Annotated in this window: 14 protein-coding genes; 8 read left to right on the forward strand and 6 right to left on the reverse strand. The window is 70.2% G+C overall.

The features are described from left to right. The first annotated feature begins 50 nt into the window (after positions 1 to 50). A complete protein-coding gene (locus H577_RS0110640; protein ID WP_029145931.1) occupies positions 51 to 1,322 on the forward strand; it encodes an ABC transporter substrate-binding protein in 1,272 nt (423 codons plus the stop codon). Positions 1,323 to 1,614: 292 nt separating this feature from the next. Here the strand turns inward: H577_RS0110640 and H577_RS0110645 are convergent, their stop codons facing one another. The 4 genes from H577_RS0110645 to H577_RS0110660 form a co-directional block, all read right to left on the reverse strand. Continuing rightward, complete coding sequence (locus tag H577_RS0110645) at positions 1,615 to 2,352, reverse strand: ABC transporter ATP-binding protein (protein ID WP_029145932.1); 738 nt, start codon at positions 2,350 to 2,352, stop codon at positions 1,615 to 1,617. Further along, positions 2,349 to 3,368, reverse strand: a complete 1,020-nt coding sequence (locus tag H577_RS0110650; protein ID WP_051191965.1) for an ABC transporter ATP-binding protein — start codon at positions 3,366 to 3,368, stop codon at positions 2,349 to 2,351. Before H577_RS0110650 ends, H577_RS0110645 begins: the two co-directional genes overlap by 4 nt. A gap of 148 nt (positions 3,369 to 3,516) precedes the next feature. After that, positions 3,517 to 4,494, reverse strand: a complete 978-nt coding sequence (locus H577_RS0110655; protein ID WP_029145934.1) for a branched-chain amino acid ABC transporter permease — start codon at positions 4,492 to 4,494, stop codon at positions 3,517 to 3,519. 3 nt (positions 4,495 to 4,497) lie between these two features. Continuing rightward, entirely contained in the window at positions 4,498 to 5,814 is a 1,317-nt protein-coding gene (locus tag H577_RS0110660; RefSeq protein ID WP_084516119.1) for a branched-chain amino acid ABC transporter permease, read from the reverse strand. A gap of 411 nt (positions 5,815 to 6,225) precedes the next feature. Here H577_RS0110660 and guaB point away from each other — a divergent pair, with 411 nt between their 5' ends. From guaB to H577_RS0110695, 7 genes are all read left to right on the forward strand, one after another. Beyond that, positions 6,226 to 7,728 (forward strand): IMP dehydrogenase, encoded by a 1,503-nt coding sequence (guaB, locus tag H577_RS0110665; protein ID WP_029145936.1) that lies wholly within the window; start codon positions 6,226 to 6,228, stop codon positions 7,726 to 7,728. A 516-nt stretch (positions 7,729 to 8,244) separates the two neighbouring features. Next, positions 8,245 to 9,105, forward strand: a complete 861-nt coding sequence (locus tag H577_RS0110670) for an endonuclease domain-containing protein (protein WP_036284643.1) — start codon at positions 8,245 to 8,247, stop codon at positions 9,103 to 9,105. 474 nt (positions 9,106 to 9,579) lie between these two features. Then, a complete protein-coding gene (locus H577_RS0110675; protein ID WP_029145938.1) occupies positions 9,580 to 10,698 on the forward strand; it encodes a GuaB3 family IMP dehydrogenase-related protein in 1,119 nt (372 codons plus the stop codon). After that, a complete protein-coding gene (locus H577_RS0110680) occupies positions 10,695 to 11,510 on the forward strand; it encodes an SURF1 family protein (RefSeq protein WP_036284647.1) in 816 nt (271 codons plus the stop codon). Before H577_RS0110675 ends, H577_RS0110680 begins: the two co-directional genes overlap by 4 nt. Positions 11,511 to 11,770: 260 nt before the next feature. Then, a complete protein-coding gene (locus H577_RS0110685; protein ID WP_029145940.1) occupies positions 11,771 to 12,244 on the forward strand; it encodes a DUF3817 domain-containing protein in 474 nt (157 codons plus the stop codon). Further along, the gene (gene guaA / locus H577_RS0110690; protein WP_029145941.1) at positions 12,241 to 13,824 is read left to right on the forward strand and encodes a glutamine-hydrolyzing GMP synthase; all 1,584 of its coding nucleotides are present in this window, start codon (positions 12,241 to 12,243) and stop codon (positions 13,822 to 13,824) included. Before H577_RS0110685 ends, guaA begins: the two co-directional genes overlap by 4 nt. A gap of 324 nt (positions 13,825 to 14,148) precedes the next feature. Next, entirely contained in the window at positions 14,149 to 15,534 is a 1,386-nt protein-coding gene (locus tag H577_RS0110695) for a glycosyltransferase (RefSeq protein WP_029145942.1), read from the forward strand. A gap of 284 nt (positions 15,535 to 15,818) precedes the next feature. On the opposite strand, the gene ligD is transcribed toward H577_RS0110695, so the two are convergent. Further along, complete coding sequence (ligD, locus tag H577_RS0110700) at positions 15,819 to 17,030, reverse strand: non-homologous end-joining DNA ligase (protein ID WP_029145943.1); 1,212 nt, start codon at positions 17,028 to 17,030, stop codon at positions 15,819 to 15,821. Positions 17,031 to 17,264: 234 nt separating this feature from the next. Further along, positions 17,265 to 18,179 carry a Bax inhibitor-1/YccA family protein gene (locus H577_RS0110705; protein ID WP_029145944.1) on the reverse strand — a complete coding sequence of 305 codons (915 nt, stop codon included), beginning with the start codon at positions 18,177 to 18,179 and terminating at the stop codon, positions 17,265 to 17,267. Positions 18,180 to 18,341: the final 162 nt, after the last annotated feature.

Below are 18,341 nucleotides of genomic sequence, written 5' to 3' on the forward strand. Positions count from 1 at the left end.
AAGGTGGGATCACCCACTGTGGCACAACCACGTTCAAGCAAAGGAGCACCATGAACGGATTGAATGGCTTCCGCCGCGGCAAGGCGATCGCCGCGATCGCGCTTGCAGGCGCTGCGGCCGTCGTGTTGGCGGGGTGCAGCGGTTCGTCGAACCCGAGCGACACGAACAGCGGCAACAAGGGGCCGGCCACCGAACTCACCCTGAAGATGGGGTCGCTGCTGCCGCAGACCGGCTCGCTGGCGTTCCTCGGCCCGCCCATGGAGGCCGGTGTCGGACTGGCGGTCAAGGAGGTCAACGACGCCAAGGCCGGCATCACGATCGACTACACCTCGGCCGATGAGGGCGACACCGACACCAAGGCGTACGAGACGTCGGTGACCAAGCTGCGCAGCGCCGGCATCACCGGCATGGTCGGGGCCGCGGCATCCGGCGTCACCAAGCTGATCCTGGACGGGAACGTCGCGGCCGGCATCCTCACCGTGTCGCCGTCGAACACGTCGCCGGACTTCACCGACTTCCCCGGCAAGAACGGCCTGTTCTTCCGCACCGCACCGAGCGACCTGCTGCAGGGCGAGACGCTCGGCAACCTCATCGCCGAAGACGGTCACGAGTCGCTGGGCATCATCTACCAGAACGACCCGTACGGCACCGGTCTGGCCGACGCGATCAAGACCACGTTCGAGGGCTCGGGCGGCAAGGTCGTCGCCGAGGCGTCGTTCAACGTCGGTGACGCGCAGTTCGACTCGCAGGTGTCCACGATCAAGGCGGCCAACCCCGACGCGGTCGCGGTGGTCTCGTTCGACCAGTTCAAGACGATCGGCCCGCTGCTGGTGAACGCCGGTCTGAAGGCGTCGAGCTTCTACCTGGTCGACGGCAACACCGTGGACTACTCGAACAAGAAGGACATGCCGGTCTCGCTCGAAGGCGCCCAGGGCACCCGCCCCGGACCGGCGCTGTCGGACGACTTCCAGCAGCGTCTGCAGACGTTCTGGAAGGGCGAGGGCAACTCGGAGCTGAAGGACTTCACCTACGCGGCCGAGGCCTACGACGCGGTCGTGCTGATGGCCCTGTCGGCGCTGGACGCGAAGTCCACGGTCGGCAAGGACATGGCCGCGAAGATGCAGGAGGTCTCGGGCGGCACCGGTGACGGCAAGGAGTGCAAGAGCTTCAGCGAATGCGCGAAGATCCTCGCCGACGGCGGAACCCCGGCCTACGTCGGATACTCCGGTGAGAGCAAGTTCGACGACAAGGGCGACCCTCACGGCGCCGTGATCGGCATCTTCAAGTACAACGCCGACAACACCTACACGCGGCAGAACTGATCTGACCGCACACGCGAGGGCCCCGGGGCGACCCGGGGCCCTTTGCGTCGGGTGGCGCGGGGAACGCGGACCCGGGTCGCGCGCGCGGGGGAGTCGCACGCGTGGCGGCGCGTTCCCGGTGCGCTCTCGCGCGGGGGACTCCCACACGTAGCGGGGCGCCCGGTGGCGTCGGCACGTCGGCACGAGCGGCACGACAACACAAAGATGACGAGGGCGGGCGGCGGGCGGCGACGGACAAGCGACGAGGGATGCCGCGGGCCCGCGGCATCCCTCGTTCGTGGCCGAGACCGGCTCAGGCGGCGTCCGCCCCCAGCGTGCCCAGGTACAGGCCGATGACCTTGGGGTCGTTCAGCAGCTCGCGGCCGGTGCCCTCGTAGGCGTCGCGGCCCTGGTCGAGCACATAGCCGCGGTCGCAGATCTGCAGGCAGCGGCGCGCGTTCTGCTCCACCATGATCGTGGTCACCCCGGCCTTGTTGATGTCCGAGACCCGGATGAACGCGTCGTCCTGGCGCACCGGCGACAGACCCGCCGACGGCTCGTCCAGCAGCAGCACCGACGGGTCCATCATCAGCGCGCGGCACATGGCGACCATCTGCCGCTCGCCGCCCGACAGCGAGCCAGCGCGCTGGTTCAACCGCCCGCCCAGCTCGGCGAAGATGCCGGTCACGAACTCCAGCCGCTCGGCGTAGACCTTCGGCTTCTGGAACAGGCCCATCTGCAGGTTCTCGGCGATCGTCAGCGACGGGAACACGTTGTTGGTCTGCGGGACGAACGCCACCCCGCGGGCGACCAGCTTGTCGGCCTTCAGCCCGACGATGCTCTCGCCGTTGACCCGGATGTCGCCCGAGCGCACCTGCACGAGCCCGAAGATCGCCTTCAGCAGCGTCGACTTGCCGGCGCCGTTCGGGCCGATGATGCCGACCAGCTCGCCCTGATGCGCCACCAGGTTCGCGCCGTTCAGGATGTTCACGCCCGGCAGGTACCCGGCGTGCACGTCGCTCAGTTCCACCACCGGCTGTGCGTCGCTCATGACCGGCCCCCCTTCGCGTCGGTTCCGGATGCCTCGGGCCCGGTGTCGGATGCCTCATCGCGCGCATCCGCGCCGGCCGTGGCATCCCCACCCTCGGCCGACTCTTCGCGCACCTCTTCGATCTCTTCGAGCAGGTTGATCGCCGACGTGTTCAACTCACCCTCGATACGGCCGGTGACCACGCCCAGGTCGACGTCCTGGTGGCTGCCCAGGTAGGCGTCCACGACGGCCGGATCGGTCATCACCTCGTCGGGCGGACCCTCGGCCACCACGCGCCCTTCGGCCATCACCACCACCCAGTCGGCGATGTGCCGCACCATGTGCATGTCGTGCTCGACGAACAGCACCGTGGTGCCGGCATCCTTCAACTCGAGGATGTGACCGAGCAGCGACTGGGTCAGCGCCGGGTTGACCCCCGCCATCGGCTCGTCGAGCATCACCAGCTGGGGGTCGCACATGAGCGCACGTGCCATCTCGAGCAGCTTGCGCTGCCCGCCCGAGAGGGATGCGGCGAAGTCCTTCTCTTTGGTGTCGAGCTTGAACCGCGCCAGCAGCTCCCGCGCCTTCTGCTCGATCTCGCGCTCCCGGCCGCGCCAGACGAACGGCAGCAGCGACGTCCAGAACCGCTCGCCGGTCTGGTCGCGGGCGCCGAGCTTCATGTTCTCGAGCACGGTCAAGAGCGACAGCGCCTTCGTCAGCTGGAACGTGCGCACCTGGCCCATGCGGGCGACCTTGAACGACGGGACGCCCGCCAGCTGACGGCCGTCGTACGACCAGTTTCCGGAGTTCGGCCGGTCGAACCCGCACAGCAGGTTGAACAGCGTCGTCTTTCCGGCACCGTTGGGGCCGATGAGGGCGGTGATGGCGCCGCGCGGGATCTCGAGGTGCTCGACGTCGACGGCGTTGAGTCCGCCGAAGCGGCGGGTGACGCCGTCGATGACGAGGATCGGGTCCTTCTTCGGCACACCGGGTGCGGCTTCGCCGGTGGCCAGTCCCGTCGACTTGGGACGGTGGATGCCACTGGTCGTGGCCGCCGGCTCGGTCGCGGCCGGTTCGGCCGGGGCCGGTTCGGTCGCGGCCGGTACGTCGTCGGCGGGTAGGCCGGTCGGCTCGTCGTTCGAGCGCTCGACGTTCTGCTCGTCACGTGGCTCGTTGCGTGGCTCGTTACTTGACAAAGGTCATCTCCCTCTTGTCACCGAGGATGCCCTGCGGCCGGAAGATCACCAGCAGCATGAGCGCGATGCCCACCAGGATGAAGCGGATCGTGGCGGCTTGGAACGACGAGATGGGCAGCCAACCGGCACTGGCCAGGTCGGGCAGCAGGTTGCCCAGGAACGCGAACACCACCCAGAAGATGAGGGTGCCCAGCGTCGGCCCGAAGATCGTCGCGGCACCGCCCAGCAGCAGGATCGTCCACAGGAAGAACGTCAGCGACGTCGAGTAGCTGCCCGGCACCGCCGCCGACGGCAGCACGAACACGATGCCGCCGGCCGCGCCGATGACACCGCCGACCACCAGCGACTGCATCTTGTAGGCGAACACGTTCTTGCCGAGCGAGCGCACCGCGTCTTCGTCTTCGCGGATGCCCTTGAGCACCCGGCCCCACGGGCTGCGCATCAGCGCCCACACCAGCAGGATCGCCAGGGCCAGCAGGATCACGCCGAACACCCGCTCCCACAGCTCGTTCTGGTTGAACGTCCACGGGCCGAACCCGTACGTGCCGGGCGGGAACGGGTTCGCCGAACGGAACCCGGCGTGGTAGCCGGCCAGGCCCGCCGAACCGCCCGTCCACTTCTCGAACACCTGCGTGAGCAGCAGCAGTCGCACGATCTCGGCCGCCGCGATCGTCGCGATGGCGAGGTAGTCGGCGCGCAGCCGCAGGGTCGGGATGCCCAGGATCAGGGCGAACAGCGCCCCGGCGGCAAGACCGATGAGCATGCCCAGCCACCAGGGCAGGCCGAACGAGAGCACCGAGATCGCATAGCCGTATCCGCCGACGGCCATGAACGCGGCCATACCGAAGTTGAGCAGACCGCCGTAGCCGAAGTGCACGGCCAGGCCCGTCGCCGCCAGCGCGTATGCGATCGTGACCGGGCTGACCAGATAGACGGCGGTGTTGCCGAAGATGCTTCCCCAATCCATGACTCAGCCCAGCCTTTCCCTGCGCCCGAGCAGACCCTGCGGTCGTACCAGGAGGATGATGATCAGCACGATCAGTGCGCTCGCGTACTTCAGATCCGACGGGATCCACAGCGTCGACACCTCGATCGCGACCCCGACGATGATCGAGCCGACCAGGGCGCCGAACGCGGTGCCCAGTCCGCCGAGGGTCATCGCCGAGAAGATCAGCAGCAGCATCTGGACGCCCATGTCCCACTTCACCCCGGGACGGTAGTAGGCCCACAGGATGCCCGAGGTCGCCGCCAGCACACCGGCCAGCACCCAGACGATGCGGATCACTCCGTCGACGTCGATGCCGGATGCCGCGGCCAGCTGCGGGTTGTCGGAGATGGCCCGGGTCGCCTTGCCGATGCGGGTGCGGGTGAGGAAGTAGGCGACCGCGAGGATCGCGACCAGGCTCACCCCCATGCTGATCAGGTCGATGTACGACAGCGAGATGGGACCGAAGTGCAACGGCTCGGGGCTCGCACCGGGCAGCTGCATGGTGCCGCCGCCGACCAGGAACTGGAAGAAGTACCGCAGCGCCAGCGAGAGGCCGATGCTGACGATCATCACCTGCACGGTGCCCAGGCCCTTGTGCCGCAGCGGCCGCCAGAGGCCGGCATCCATGCCCAGACCCAGCAGCCCACCGCCGCCGACCGCGAGCACCAGGCCCAGCCACAGCGGCAGGCCCCACATCCCGGTGGCCATGAAGGCGACAAGGCCGCCCCAGGTCACCATTTCGGCGTGTGCGAAGTTCGCCAGCTTCGTGGTGCCGTAGATCAGGGCCGCGCCCATCGACGCCAGGCCCAGCAGCAGGCCGAAGTTCAGCCCCTGCACCCCGCGCGAGAGCAGCTGCGCCCAGATCGACTCGGTGACGCGTTCGCCCTTGCCGAGGAACAGGTTGACGATCTTGGTGCTCGTCAGTCCGAACTCGACCTCCTGCGACGCCGACTCGCCCGCCACGATGACGCCCTTGGGCAGGGTGGACTCGTCGACGGTCAGGGTGTACTTCGCCTTCTCGGGCACATACAGCTTCCAGCGGCCGTTCGCGTCGGTCTTGGTCTCGGACTCGAACCCGTTGCCACTGATCTTCACGACGACGCCCTCAAGCGGCTTGTCGTCGAACTTGATGCTGCCGGCGAAGTAGAAGTCGGTCTTGGGCGCGTTCTCGTCCGTCGGTGCCCGGTGCGTGATCGTCGCCGCTCTCGAGGCATCCGTCGCCGCCGCGACCTGCGTCACCACGGCCGGTGCCGCATGCACGGCCGTGCCCGCCGTCGCGCCCGGCGTCTGCTGTGCCATCGCCGCCCCCACCGGTACGGCCAGCACGATCAGTGCCGCAGCCGCCGTTCCCAGCAGGGGGACGCGCCATCTTCGGGGTCGGCGAAGCGCCGCTGTCCTGTGTCTCACGCAACCTCCACATTGAGTCCGTCGCGGTGCCGTCGGGATCCGGCGCCGCCCAGCGTGACGGTCCGAGCGTAGCCCCCCGAGGGGTCGTTCTCCTACATCCGGGTCACGAACGTGCACAGTTCGTGACCAGGGCGGCCCCGTCACGGCGTGCGATCGCGGGGCCTGCGAACGCGTGGATGCCGGGAATTCGCCCGGGCGCGTCGCGTTTACAATTGAGGACGGCGGCGTGCCCGGCTTGTCTGCGCCCGGGGCTTTCGCCGCTCATCGCGTCAGAGCGCGCCGCCGGGCGCGAGAGGAGCCTTCATGGAACAGCCCGACCCGTTCGGCTTCGTCGGTCTCACCTACGACGACGTGCTGCTGCTTCCGGGGCACACCGACGTCATCCCCAGCGAGGCCGACACGTCCTCACGGGTGACCCGGCGCATCACCGTCGCCACGCCGCTGCTGTCGGCGGCGATGGACACGGTGACCGAGGCACGCATGGCGATCGCCATCGCGCGCCAGGGCGGCATCGGCATCCTGCACCGCAACATGTCGATCGCCGAGCAGGCCGGCATGGTCGACCAGGTCAAGCGCAGCGAATCCGGCATGATCACCGACCCGATCACGACGACCCCCGATGCGACGATCGAAGAGGTCGACGCGCTGTGCGCGCAATACCGCATCTCGGGCCTGCCCGTGGTCGACGACGAGGGACGCCTGGTCGGCATCATCACCAACCGCGACATGCGGTTCGTGTCGGGCTTCGAACGACAGACCACCAAGGTGCGCGACGTGATGACCAGCGAGGGGCTGATCACCGGGCCGGTCGGCATCAGCGCCGGCGAGGTCATCGCGACGTTCGCGAAGCACCGCGTCGAGAAGCTGCCGCTGATCGACGACGACGGCAAGCTCGCCGGGCTCATCACGATCAAGGACTTCGACAAGAGCGAGAAGTACCCGCTGGCCACCAAGGACGAGCAGGGGCGGCTGCGCGTGGGCGCCGCGATCGGGTTCTTCGGTGACGCGTGGGAGCGGGCCGAGGCGCTGCGCGACGCCGGCGTCGACGTCATCGTGGTCGACACCGCGAACGGACAGTCGGCGGGAGTCATCGACATCGTCACGCGCCTGAAGGCCGACCCGTCGTTCGCCGACGTCGACGTGATCGGCGGCAACGTCGCCACCCGTGAGGGCGCGCAGGCGCTCATCGACGCGGGGGTGGATGCCGTCAAGGTCGGCGTGGGCCCGGGATCCATCTGCACGACCCGCATCGTGGCGGGCGTCGGCGTCCCCCAGGTGACCGCTGTGTACGAGGCATCCCTCGCCGCGCGCGAGGCCGGCGTGCCGGTGGTCGCCGACGGCGGGCTGCAGTACTCCGGCGACATCGCGAAGGCGCTGGTCGCCGGTGCGGACTCGGTGATGATCGGGTCGCTGTTCGCCGGCACCGACGAGGCCCCCGGCGAGATCGTGTTCCAGGGCGGCAAGCAGTTCAAGCAGTACCGCGGTATGGGGTCGCTGGGTGCGCTGCAGACCCGCGGCAAGAAGACCTCGTATTCCAAGGACCGCTACTTCCAGGCCGACGTGCCCAGCGACGACAAGCTCATCCCCGAGGGGATCGAGGGCCAGGTCGCGTACCGCGGCCCGCTGGCCGCAGTGGTCTACCAGCTGATCGGCGGGCTGCGGCAGTCGATGTTCTACGTCGGCGCCCGCACCGTCGACGAGCTCAAGCAGCGCGGCAAGTTCGTGCGGATCACGGCCGCAGGGCTCAAAGAGTCGCACCCCCACGATGTGCAGATCGTGGTCGAGGCACCCAACTACAAGCGTTAGGCACCCGGGCAGGGCCGTAGGCCCATGACGACCGAGCCCCGGTCGCGGTCCGTCGTGCGCGGGGCGCCCGGGGCGCACCCCGCCCCTGGGCCCCTGGATCACCGCGCCCGCGGCACACCGGTCCGGGGCTCACAGGGTTCGGAGGATCGCGCGGATTTCGGACCGTTGTGGTCTGTGGCATCCGAAGTTCGTGGGATGCTCCGAAGTCTGTGCGTGGAGATGGGGACACTCGCCGCCCCGGGCTCACCGCGTACGGGGCACACCGCGCCCGGGGCACACCGGGTGCGGGGGCGCATCGCGCCCGGGGCGCATCGCGCCCGGGGCTCACAGGGTTCGGAGGATCGCGCGGATCTCGGACCGTTGTGGGCTGTGGCATCCGAAGTTCGTGGGATGCTCCGAAGTCTGCGCGTGGAGATGGGGACACTCGCCGCCTCCACAGCGCACCTCTCGCACAAGTTGTCCACGGATGTGCTCTCCGCGGCCATGGTGGGTGCTGCGCACGAGCAGACTGCACGCATGCAGACCTTTCACGAACTCGCCGGATGGCTGCGCTCCCGCGGCGGCGTCGCTCACCGCGACGAGCTGCTGCGCGCGGGCTTCGCGCTCGCTCTGCTGCGCGCATTCGTGCGCGCGGGGTGTGCGCAGCTGATCCGCCGCGCATGGCTCGCGTTGCCAGACGCCGATGAGCAGCTGGTCACCGCCGCCCGCGCCGGGGGCAGAATCACGTGCACCACGCTGGCGCGGCGACGTGGGTGGTGGATGCCCGAAGGTGTGGGCAGCGCCATCCACCTCCATTTGCATCCTCGCGCAGGGTCGGCGAGGCTCGGCGCGGACTGGCCAGGCGTGCTGCACTGGGCCAAGCCCATGATGCCGATGGGCGGGCGCAGCCTGCTGGGCAGTGTCGAAGATGCCCTCGCGCACATCGCGATGTGTGAGCCGTTCGACACGGCGCTCGTATTGTGGGAGTCGGCGGCCCGCATCGAGCGGCTCGCCGCAGAGTACCTGTGCAGCCTGCCGTGGACGACGGTGGCCGCCCGCGACCTGGCCGGGCGTGTGATGGGGCTGTCGGACTCGGGTCTCGAGACCCTCGTGGTGGAGCCGCTGCGCCGGTGGGGCCTGCGCGTGCGGCAGCAGGTGATGCTCGCCGGGCGGCCGGTCGACATGCTTGTGGGTGAGCGCCTCGTCGTGCAGATCGACGGATACGAGTTCCACTCCTCGAGCGCACAGCGCACGAAGGACATCGCCCACGATGCCGAGCTGCAGCTGCGCGGATACACCGTGCTTCGCTTCAGCTACGCCCAGGTCGTGCACGACTGGCCCGGCGTGGAGCGCGTCATCCGGCGTGCTGTCGCGGCCGGTCTGCACCGCGCGGCGTGAGCGCTGATCGGTTCCCAGGGTTCGGAGCATCCCTGCTTCTTCGGATGATCCGGGCGGAATCGTCCGAGGTACGCGTGATCCTCCGAACCCTGTGAGTGGCTCGAGCAGTCGCCATCGGGTCCGCCTGCCGCGCAGTGCGCGGACGGCTCGGGATGCCGCGTGGTGCGCCAGCAGCCCGAGAAGCCCCCCGGCGTGAGCGCTGATCGGTTCCCAGGGTTCGGAGCATCCCTGCTTCTTCGGATGATCTGGGCGGAATCGTCCGAGGTAGGCGTGATCCTCCGAACCCTGTGAGTGGCTTGAGCAGTCGCCATCGGGTCCGCCTGCCGCGCAGTGCGCGGACGGCGCGGGCGGCCGGGCAGGGCCGCAGGCCCATGACGACCGAGCCTCGGCCGCGGTCCGTCGTGCGCGGGCGGCCGGGGCGCCGCCGGCGCAGGATGCCGCGTCCGGGCGCCCGGGTAGGGTGGAGGGGTGAGCATGGACATCGAGCTGGGGCGCGCGAAGCGCGCGCGCCGCGCGTACACGTTCGACGACATCGCGGTGGTGCCCTCGCGGCGCACCCGCAACCCCGAGGACGTCTCGACGGCCTGGTCGATCGACGCGTACCAGTTCGACATCCCCGTGATCGGCGCGCCGATGGACTCGGTGGTCAGCCCCGCCACCGCCATCATGCTCGGAAAGCTCGGGGGCCTGGGCGTACTCGACCTCGAGGGCCTGTGGACCCGGTACGACGACCCCGAGCCGCTGCTGGTCGAGATCGCGGGCCTGGCCGACGCCGACGCCACCCGCCGCATGCAGGAGCTGTACGCCGAGCCGATCAAGCCCGAGCTGGTGCGCGACCGACTCGCCCAGATCCGCGAGGCCGGGGTCACCGTCGCGGGCTCGCTCACCCCGCAGCGCACCCAGGAACTGTACGAGACGGTCGTGGCCGCCGGCGTCGACCTGTTCGTGATCCGCGGCACCACCGTCTCGGCCGAGCACGTGTCATCCGTCGCCGAACCGTTGAACCTCAAGAAGTTCATCTACGACCTCGACGTCCCGGTGATCGTCGGCGGCGCCGCCACCTACACCGCGGCGCTGCACCTGATGCGCACCGGCGCGGCGGGTGTGCTCGTCGGATTCGGCGGGGGAGCGGCATCCACCACCCGCGCGACCCTCGGCATCCACGCGCCGATGGCCACCGCCGTCGCCGACGTCGCCGGCGCGCGCCGCGACTACATGGACGAGTCCGGCGGCCGCTACGTGCACGTTATCGCCGACGGCGGCGTGGGCACCTCGGGCGAGGTCGTGAAGGCCCTGGCGATGGGGGCGGATGCCGTCATGCTGGGTGTCGCGCTCGCCCGCGCCACCGACGCCCCGGGCCGCGGCCACCACTGGGGCCCCGAGGCCCACCACCCGCAGCTGCCTCGCGGGCGTCGCGTGCAGATCGAACAGGTCGCCACGCTCGAAGAGATCCTGTACGGCCCGGCACCCGTGGCCGACGGCACCGCGAACCTCATCGGCGCCCTGCGCAAATCGATGGCCACCACCGGATACTCCGACCTCAAGGAGTTCCAGCGCGTCGAGGTCGTCGTGGCCCCCTACGGCGTGGAATGAGCGAGCCCGTCACCGACGACCTGCCCGAGGTCTTTCCGCCCACGCTGCGCGAGGTGATGCTGCGCCCGCGCTGGCTGGCGATGCTCGGCCTGTGCCTGGTGGTCGCGGGCGTGTTCGCCTGGCTCGGGCAGTGGCAGCTGGGGCGCGCCCTCGACACCGTTCCGGTCGAGCCGGGGCAGACCGAGAAGATCGTGCCCATCGACGAGGTCGTCGCCCCGGGGCAGTACCTCAACGCGCCGCTGGTCGGGCAGAAGGTGACGGCGCGCGGCCACTTCGTGCCCGGCGACTTCCTGGTCGTCTCGCGCCGCATGAACGACGGGGTCGAGGGGTTCTGGGTCACCGGACAGTTCCGCCTCGACACCGCGACCCCGACGTCGCTGGCGGTCGCGGTCGGCTGGGCGCCCACTCTGACGCAGGCGAAGGATGCCGCAGCCGCGCTGAACGCGGCATCCCCCGCCGCATCGACCGTGACCGGGCGCCTGATCTCGGACGAAGGCCCCGCGCTGCCGCCGCGCGACGATCCGTACGCGCTCACCACGATGTCGCCGGCGGCGCTGCTCGGTCGCTGGCACGACGTGGCCGATCTGGCCGTCTACCGGCCGTACCTGACCGACGACACCGCGCTGGGCGGCCTGCAGCCGATCTCGTCGCACATCCCCGAAGAGCAGGGCGGGCTGAACTGGCTCAACCTGTTCTACGCCGCCGAGTGGGCGGTGTTCGCCGGCTTCGCGTTCTACCTCTGGTATCGGCTCGCCAAGGACGCCTGGGAGAAGGAAGTCGAAGAGCTCGAGGACGCCGCCGCGCAGGACTGACACGGCTCACCCCGGGTCACCCCGGGGTTTGGGGCGGATTCGTGCGTTTGGGGCGCGTCTGTGCAGGCGTTCGCGCACGAATGCGCCCCAAACCGGGCAGGGCCGGGCCACCCGCCGGGGTCGGGGCCACGCCGGCCGGGGCCACCCGTCGGGGCCAGCCGCAAGGTCGGGCCCCGGGGCCACCCGTCGGTGGCCGTGCCGGGTCGGGGCCCGGGAACCCGCACGATCGGGGCCCGGGAACCCGCCGGTAGGATGGAGGCATGCCCGTCGCCCCCAAGCTGGCCTCCTTCCCTGCCATCCGCGGGGCCCTGAAGTTCTACCAGATCTGCTCGGTGATCACCGGCACCTTCCTGCTGCTGCTGGTCGCCGAGATGATCATGAAGTACGGCTTCAACCAAGAGCTGTTCCTCGGCGGGTCGGGCGGCTTCCTCTACCTGTCGCCGGTGGTCGAGACCGCGCACGGGCAGGAGTCGACGGGCAACGGCCTCAACCTGAACATGACGATCCTCATCGTGCACGGCTGGTTCTACGTCGTGTACCTGTTCAGCTGCTTCCGGGTGTGGAGCCTCATGCGCTGGCAGTTCTGGCGGTTCATCATGCTCGCCGCCGGCGGTGTCGTGCCGTTCCTGTCGTTCATCATGGAGGCCATCGTCGCGCGCGACGTGAAGCGCTACCTCGCCGAGCGCGAGGCTGCGGCATCCGATTCCACCCCCGCCCCCGAAGGAGCCCGGTGACCGAACCGACCCAGACCGCGCACCGCCCCGTCCTCGTCGTCGACTTCGGCGCGCAGTACGCGCAGCTGATCGCGCGGCGCGTGCGCGAGGCCGGCGTGTACAGCGAGATCGTGCCGCACACCGCCACCGCCTCCGAGATCGCCGAGCGCAACCCGGTCGCGCTGATCCTTTCGGGCGGCCCCTCGTCGGTGTACGAGCCGGGTGCGCCGCAGCTCGACCCGGCGGTGTTCGACCTCGGCCTGCCGACTCTGGGCATCTGCTACGGCTTCCAGGTGATGGCCCAGACCCTCGGCGGCGAGGTGGCCAACACCGGGTTGCGTGAGTACGGGGCGACGGATGCCTCGGTGTGCGGCGACGGCGGCGTGCTGCTGTCGGGGCAGCCTGCCGAGCAGAACGTGTGGATGAGCCACGGTGACCAGGTCGCCAAAGCTCCGGCCGGGTTCGCGGTGCTCGCCTCGACGCCGGCGACCCCGGTGGCCGCGTTCGGCGACGACCGGAAACGGTTCTACGGCGTGCAGTGGCACCCGGAGGTGCGTCACTCCGACCACGGCCAGCAGGTGCTCGAGAACTTCCTGCACAAGGCCGCGGGGCTGGATGCCTCGTGGAACAGCGGCAACGTGATCGCCGAGCAGGTCGAACGCATCCGCGCACAGGTCGGCAACGCCCGGGTGATCTCGGCCCTGTCGGGCGGCGTCGACTCGGCCGTCTCGACCGCGCTGGTGCACAAGGCGATCGGCGACCAGCTGACGGCGGTGTTCGTCGACCACGGCCTGTTGCGCAAGGGCGAGCGCGAGCAGGTCGAGCAGGACTACGTCGCCTCGACCGGGGTGCGACTGGTGACGGTGGATGCCGCCGACACCTTCCTCGAGCACCTGGCCGGCGTGACCGATCCCGAGCAGAAGCGCAAGATCATCGGACGGGAGTTCATCCGCGCGTTCGAGAAGGTGCAGCGCGAGCTCGTCGCCGAGGCCGCGGCATCCGGCGAGCCGATCCGGTTCCTCGTGCAGGGCACGCTCTACCCCGACGTGGTGGAGTCGGGCGGGGGCACCGGAACGGCGAACATCAAGAGCCACCACAACGTGGGCGGGCTGCCCGAGGATCTCGAGTTCGAGCTCATCGAGCCGCTGCGCACGTTGTTCAAAGACGAGGTGCGTCAGATCGGCCGCGACCTCGGCATCCCCGAGGCGATCGTGGCGCGACAGCCGTTCCCGGGGCCGGGCCTGGGCATCCGCATCATCGGCGAGGTCACCCGCGACCGGCTCGAGATCCTGCGCGACGCCGACGCGATCGCACGTGAGGAGCTGTCGCGCGCGGGACTGGACGGCGAGATCTGGCAGTGCCCGGTGGTGCTGCTGGCCGACGTGCGCTCGGTGGGCGTGCAGGGCGACGGGCGCACCTACGGCCACCCGATCGTGCTGCGCCCGGTCTCGAGCGAAGACGCGATGACCGCGGACTGGACGCGCCTGCCGTACGACGTGCTGGCGCGCATCTCGAACCGCATCATCAACGAGGTGCGCGAGGTCAACCGGGTGGTGCTCGACGTGACGAGCAAGCCCCCGGCCACCATCGAGTGGGAGTAGCGCGGCACCCCGGGACTGACCCGCGCCGCGCGCCTCGCATCGCGCCGAACCCATGCACGAGAGTGAGCGGGTTCGGGATGCCTCCGCCACCGCCGCCCGCGGTGCGGTCTGCGCCTGATCCGCGCCGTGCGACTGGCGCCGCGTCGATCCCATCGGCGAGTGTGCGGGTTCGGGATGCCGCGGCCGCCCGCTCGCGGTGCGGTCTGCGCCTGACCCGTGCCGCGCGCCTGGCGCCGCGTCGAACCCATCCGCGAGCGCGAGCGGGTTCGGGATGAGGGGCGGGTTCGGGATGCCTCCGCCGCCCGCCCGCGGCAGGATGGAGGGGTGACGACCTTTCCCGACGCGGAGTACGTGGTCCTGTCGAGCCGGCTCATCCCCGACACCGACGGCGGGTACACGCTGGCCACCCTCGCCCGTGCCCGGCAGATGGCCGCAGCGGGGGTGCACGACGGCCGCGGTCCGCTGCTGCTCACGGTCGATCCGGGTACCGCGGCCGACCATGCCCGCCACCGGGCGGCGTTCGACGAGCGCGACCTTATCGTCTCGCCCGAGAGCATGCGCAACCTCTTCGACGAGGCATCCGACCCTGCCGGTGGGGCCGCCGGCTGGCTGGTGGATGCCGCGCACCCGGGCGAGCCGGATCCGGCGCTCGACTACCGGGTCGTGGCCGACGGGGCGGTCGCGCTGCCGGTGATCGTGGGCGACCCGGACTGGCACGTCAGCACGGCGCCCGTGGTCGTGCGGGACGCCGCCGGGCACACGCTGGGCGTGCTCGACGGCTTCGGCGCACTGTATCGGGCGTGGCTTCACCACGTGGTGCGGGGTCTGCGCGGCGACGACCCGCAGCGGCCGGTCGTCGTGCTGTGCGAGTCGCGCCAGCTGGGCGAGCTGCTCGCCGGATGGGACGATCCGGGCGTGCGACTTGTGCACGCCATCCACACCATCCACCTGGAGCCGCCATACTGTCCCGATGCCCCCGTCAACCCGCTGTGGTCGCGGTGGTTCGCGCTGGCCGAGCGCTTCGATGCCGTGCTGTGGCTGACCGCCGAGCAGCGCGACGACGCGCGCCGGCGCTTCGGCCTTCAGGGCGTGCACCTCGTGGTGCCGCACGGTGTGCCGGCTGCGGCATCCGTCACCCCGCCCGCCGACCGCGGCCCCGGCCGCGTCGTCATGCTCAACCGCCTCGCGCCCGGCAAGCGCATCGACCATGCGATCCGCGCATTCGCCGGAGTGGTGGCGGAGGTGCCCGACGCGCGGCTCGACGTGTACGGCTCCGGTGCCGAGCACGCTGCGCTGCAGCGTCTGATCGACGAACTCGGCCTGGCCGCGCACGTCGTGCTGTGCGGCCAGACCGACGATCCCGGACGAGTGCTGGACGAGGCATCCGTGCTGCTGTTCACCTCGGCGTTCGAGGGGCAGGGGCTGGCGGTCGTCGAGGCGCTCGCGCACGGCTGTCCGGTGGTCGCGTACGACGTGCGGTACGGTCCCCGCGACGCGCTGCAGGACGGCGGTGGTGTGCTCGTGCCCGATGGCGACGTCGCCGCGCTCACGGACGCGCTGGTGCGTGTGCTGGGCGATGTCGACCTGCGCGTGCGGCTCTCGCGCGAGGCCGTGCAGGCGGCCCGGCGCGTCGACCCGGAACACGTGATGGATGCCCTCGCCTGCGCGGTGCGCGACGTGCTGGCCGTGCCCTCCCGCCGCGCCGGCTGACACGGGATGGGCGACGAGCGCGTGCCTGACGTGACGGGGCGTGTCTCGCGACGGCGTGTCCCACAAGATGTGGGATGCCGCGGCCCGAGCCCGCACTTTCTGAGACACGCCGTGCGGGCGTGTCTCACAACATGCGGGATGCCGCGGCCCGAGCCCGCACGTTCTGAGACATGCCGTGCGGGGGTGTCGCACAAGATCGTGCGGGCGTGTCTCACAACATGTGGGATGCTGCGGCCCGAACCCGCACTTTCTGAGACACGCGCACGGGGCCAAGCCGCACGGCTTCAGCGGCCGGCCCAGGGGTCGTAGTCGGCCAGCAGCGGCTCGGGCGCGGGGCGACGATCCTCGGGGACGTGCTGCAGGTTGATCCGCACGCGGTACCACTGCGAGCTCGACCCCCGCATCGCGTCGACGAGCACGTCGGCCGGGTGCAGCATCCCGGCGACCTCGTCATGCGCCCGCTGCCAGTGCGCGAGCGCGGCCTCGGCCTCGGGCTTGGTCTTGGTGCGCGCGATCTCGATGAGCGGCATGGTCGAGGCGCGACGTCCTGCGGCGCTCGTGCCGCGCGGCGGCTTCTCGGCTGGACCGAGCCGTTCGGCGAGCCCGAGCAGTCCCGCGATCGACCCGGCGGCGTCGTCGATGCCGGCGTGCGGGTCACCGAGCTCGGCGAAACGGGCCGGCACGGTGCGCACCGTGAACTCCTCGGGCCGCCGCACCCGCAGTTCCTCCCAGGTCAGCGGGGTCGACACGCGGGCATCGGGCAGCGGCCGCACCGAATAGGCGGATGCCACGGTGCGGTCCTTCGCGTTCTGGTTGAAGTCGACGAACACGCTCTCGCCGCGCTCCTCCTTCCACCACCGCGCGGTCGCAAGCCCGGGCGCCCGCGCCTCGACCTCGCGCGCCAGCGCCTCGGCCGCCAGCCGCACCTCGGCGAAGTCCCACTCCGGTCGGATCCGCACCAGGATGTGGATGCCGCGCGACCCGCTGGTCTTCGGCCAGCCGACCAGGTCGTTCTCGTCGAGCACGTCGCGCACGGTGAACGCGACGTCGACGATCTGCGCCCAGTCCACGCCGGGCATCGGGTCGAGGTCGACGCGCAGCTCGTCGGGGTGATCGAGATCCTCGGCGCGCACCGGGTGCGGGTTCAGGTCGAGGCAGCCCAGATTCACCAGCCAGGCCAGGCCCGCGGCATCCCGGATCACCGCCTCTTCAGCGGATGTGCCCGACGCGTACCGCAGCGTGGCGGTGTCGATGTAGGCGGGATGGTTCTCGGGCACGCGCTTCTGAAAGAACGGCTCGGCGTCGATGCCCTTCACGAACCGTTTGAGCACGAGCGGACGCCCGCCCGCCCCGCGCAGCGCACCGTCGGCGACGGCCAGGTAGTAGCGCACGATGTCGAGCTTGGTCAGCCCGGGCTCGGGAAAGACGATCCGATCGGGGTGCGAGATGCGCACATCGGTCCCGGCGATGTCGAGATGCGTGTCATCGGCGGCCATCCGGTCACACTAACCAGCGACGGATGCCACGGCCAGACCCTTGTCGTCTGGCACCGCGTGGGGTAGGGAGCACCGCGACCGGATGCCGTCACCGGGCGCTCCGCTGACCACGGGCGCCGCCGGATGCACAGACGACGTAGTAGTCCGCCCATCGGGCGACCCGCTACGCCGCCGGGTGCACAGACGACGAAGGGGGCCGCCGTCGGGCGACCCCCTTCACACGCGATGCACGTGCTAATTGCTGCGTGCGATGGCGATGATCCGCAGGATCTCGATGTAGAGCCAGACGACGGTGACCATGATGCCGAAGCCGCCGAGCCAGCCGTACTTGCGGTCCACGCGGTTGCGCACGCCCTGCTGGATGAAGTCGAAGTCCTGCACCAGCGAGTATGCGGCCATGATCACCACGAGCACGCCGATGACAAGGCCCAGCGGGATGGTGCCGAAGAGCTTCGCGCTGTACAGACCGAACGTGTACTCGGCGCTGACCACCCCGGTCCACATCAGGATGACGTTGATCAGCTGGAACACGAGGTAGCCGATGATCGCGATCATCCACACCTTGTTCGCCCGCTTCGACGCCCGCACCTTGCCGCTGGCGAACAGCGCCAGGGTGACGCCGACCACCGCAAGGGTTGCCAGCGTGGCCTGCAGCACGATGCCCGGGTACATCACCTCGAAGAACGCCGAGATCGACCCGACGAACAGGCCCTCGAACGCGGCGTACAACACGATCAGGGCGGGGCGGATCGTCTTGGAGAACGACACCACCATGGCGAGGATGAACCCGCCGGCCAGCCCGATGATCCACGGCAGCATCGACACCGTGGAGTCGGGGCGCACCACGACGCCGCCGAGTGACCACACCCACCCGACGACGGCCGTCACGACCAGCACGGCGAACAGGCCGAGGGTCTTCAGGACGGTGTCTTCGACGGTCATCCGCTGGGTCTCGATCGCGCTCGCCGCGGGCGCGGCGAACTGCCCCTCGAGTTGCGCGTTGACCGCGGCGGCCTGCGCCTGCTGCGCGAACGCGGCGGTCTGGGTCTGGCCGCCGATGTTCGCGGCCTGGGGTCCACCCGGGTAGCTGCGGACCGCGCTCTGGTCCTGGAACGCGGGGTTGTTGAAGGCGGGGTTAGCCGAAGCCATGCTCGCACTCTCCGAAGTTCTGTGTTAACAGCACGGTGCTGTGCCCTCCACGATAGCCGGGGCGACCGACGCCCGACCAGCGATGCGCTGTGATTGTCCTTTGAACGGCGCGGATCCGTCGCCCGCCGCGGGGTCGCCGAGCGGGGCGCGGGTAGCCTGATC

The sequence above is a fragment of the Microbacterium luticocti DSM 19459 genome, assembly GCF_000422405.1.
GTDB classification, from domain to species: Bacteria; Actinomycetota; Actinomycetes; order Actinomycetales; family Microbacteriaceae; genus Microbacterium; species Microbacterium luticocti.

Excerpts from the sequence above, each read along its gene's own strand:
- H577_RS0110640 (WP_029145931.1), top strand. The coding sequence starts at position 51 with ATGAACGGATTGAATGGCTTCCGCCGCGGCAAGGCGATCGCCGCGATC.
- H577_RS0110645 (WP_029145932.1), bottom strand. The coding sequence starts at position 2,352 with ATGAGCGACGCACAGCCGGTGGTGGAACTGAGCGACGTGCACGCCGGG.
- H577_RS0110655 (WP_029145934.1), bottom strand. The coding sequence starts at position 4,494 with ATGGATTGGGGAAGCATCTTCGGCAACACCGCCGTCTATCTGGTCAGC.
- H577_RS0110660 (WP_084516119.1), bottom strand. The coding sequence starts at position 5,814 with ATGGCACAGCAGACGCCGGGCGCGACGGCGGGCACGGCCGTGCATGCG.
- guaB (WP_029145936.1), top strand. The coding sequence starts at position 6,226 with ATGGAACAGCCCGACCCGTTCGGCTTCGTCGGTCTCACCTACGACGAC.
- H577_RS0110670 (WP_036284643.1), top strand. The coding sequence starts at position 8,245 with ATGCAGACCTTTCACGAACTCGCCGGATGGCTGCGCTCCCGCGGCGGC.
- H577_RS0110675 (WP_029145938.1), top strand. The coding sequence starts at position 9,580 with ATGGACATCGAGCTGGGGCGCGCGAAGCGCGCGCGCCGCGCGTACACG.
- H577_RS0110680 (WP_036284647.1), top strand. The coding sequence starts at position 10,695 with ATGAGCGAGCCCGTCACCGACGACCTGCCCGAGGTCTTTCCGCCCACG.
- H577_RS0110685 (WP_029145940.1), top strand. The coding sequence starts at position 11,771 with ATGCCCGTCGCCCCCAAGCTGGCCTCCTTCCCTGCCATCCGCGGGGCC.
- ligD (WP_029145943.1), bottom strand. The coding sequence starts at position 17,030 with ATGGCCGCCGATGACACGCATCTCGACATCGCCGGGACCGATGTGCGC.
- H577_RS0110705 (WP_029145944.1), bottom strand. The coding sequence starts at position 18,179 with ATGGCTTCGGCTAACCCCGCCTTCAACAACCCCGCGTTCCAGGACCAG.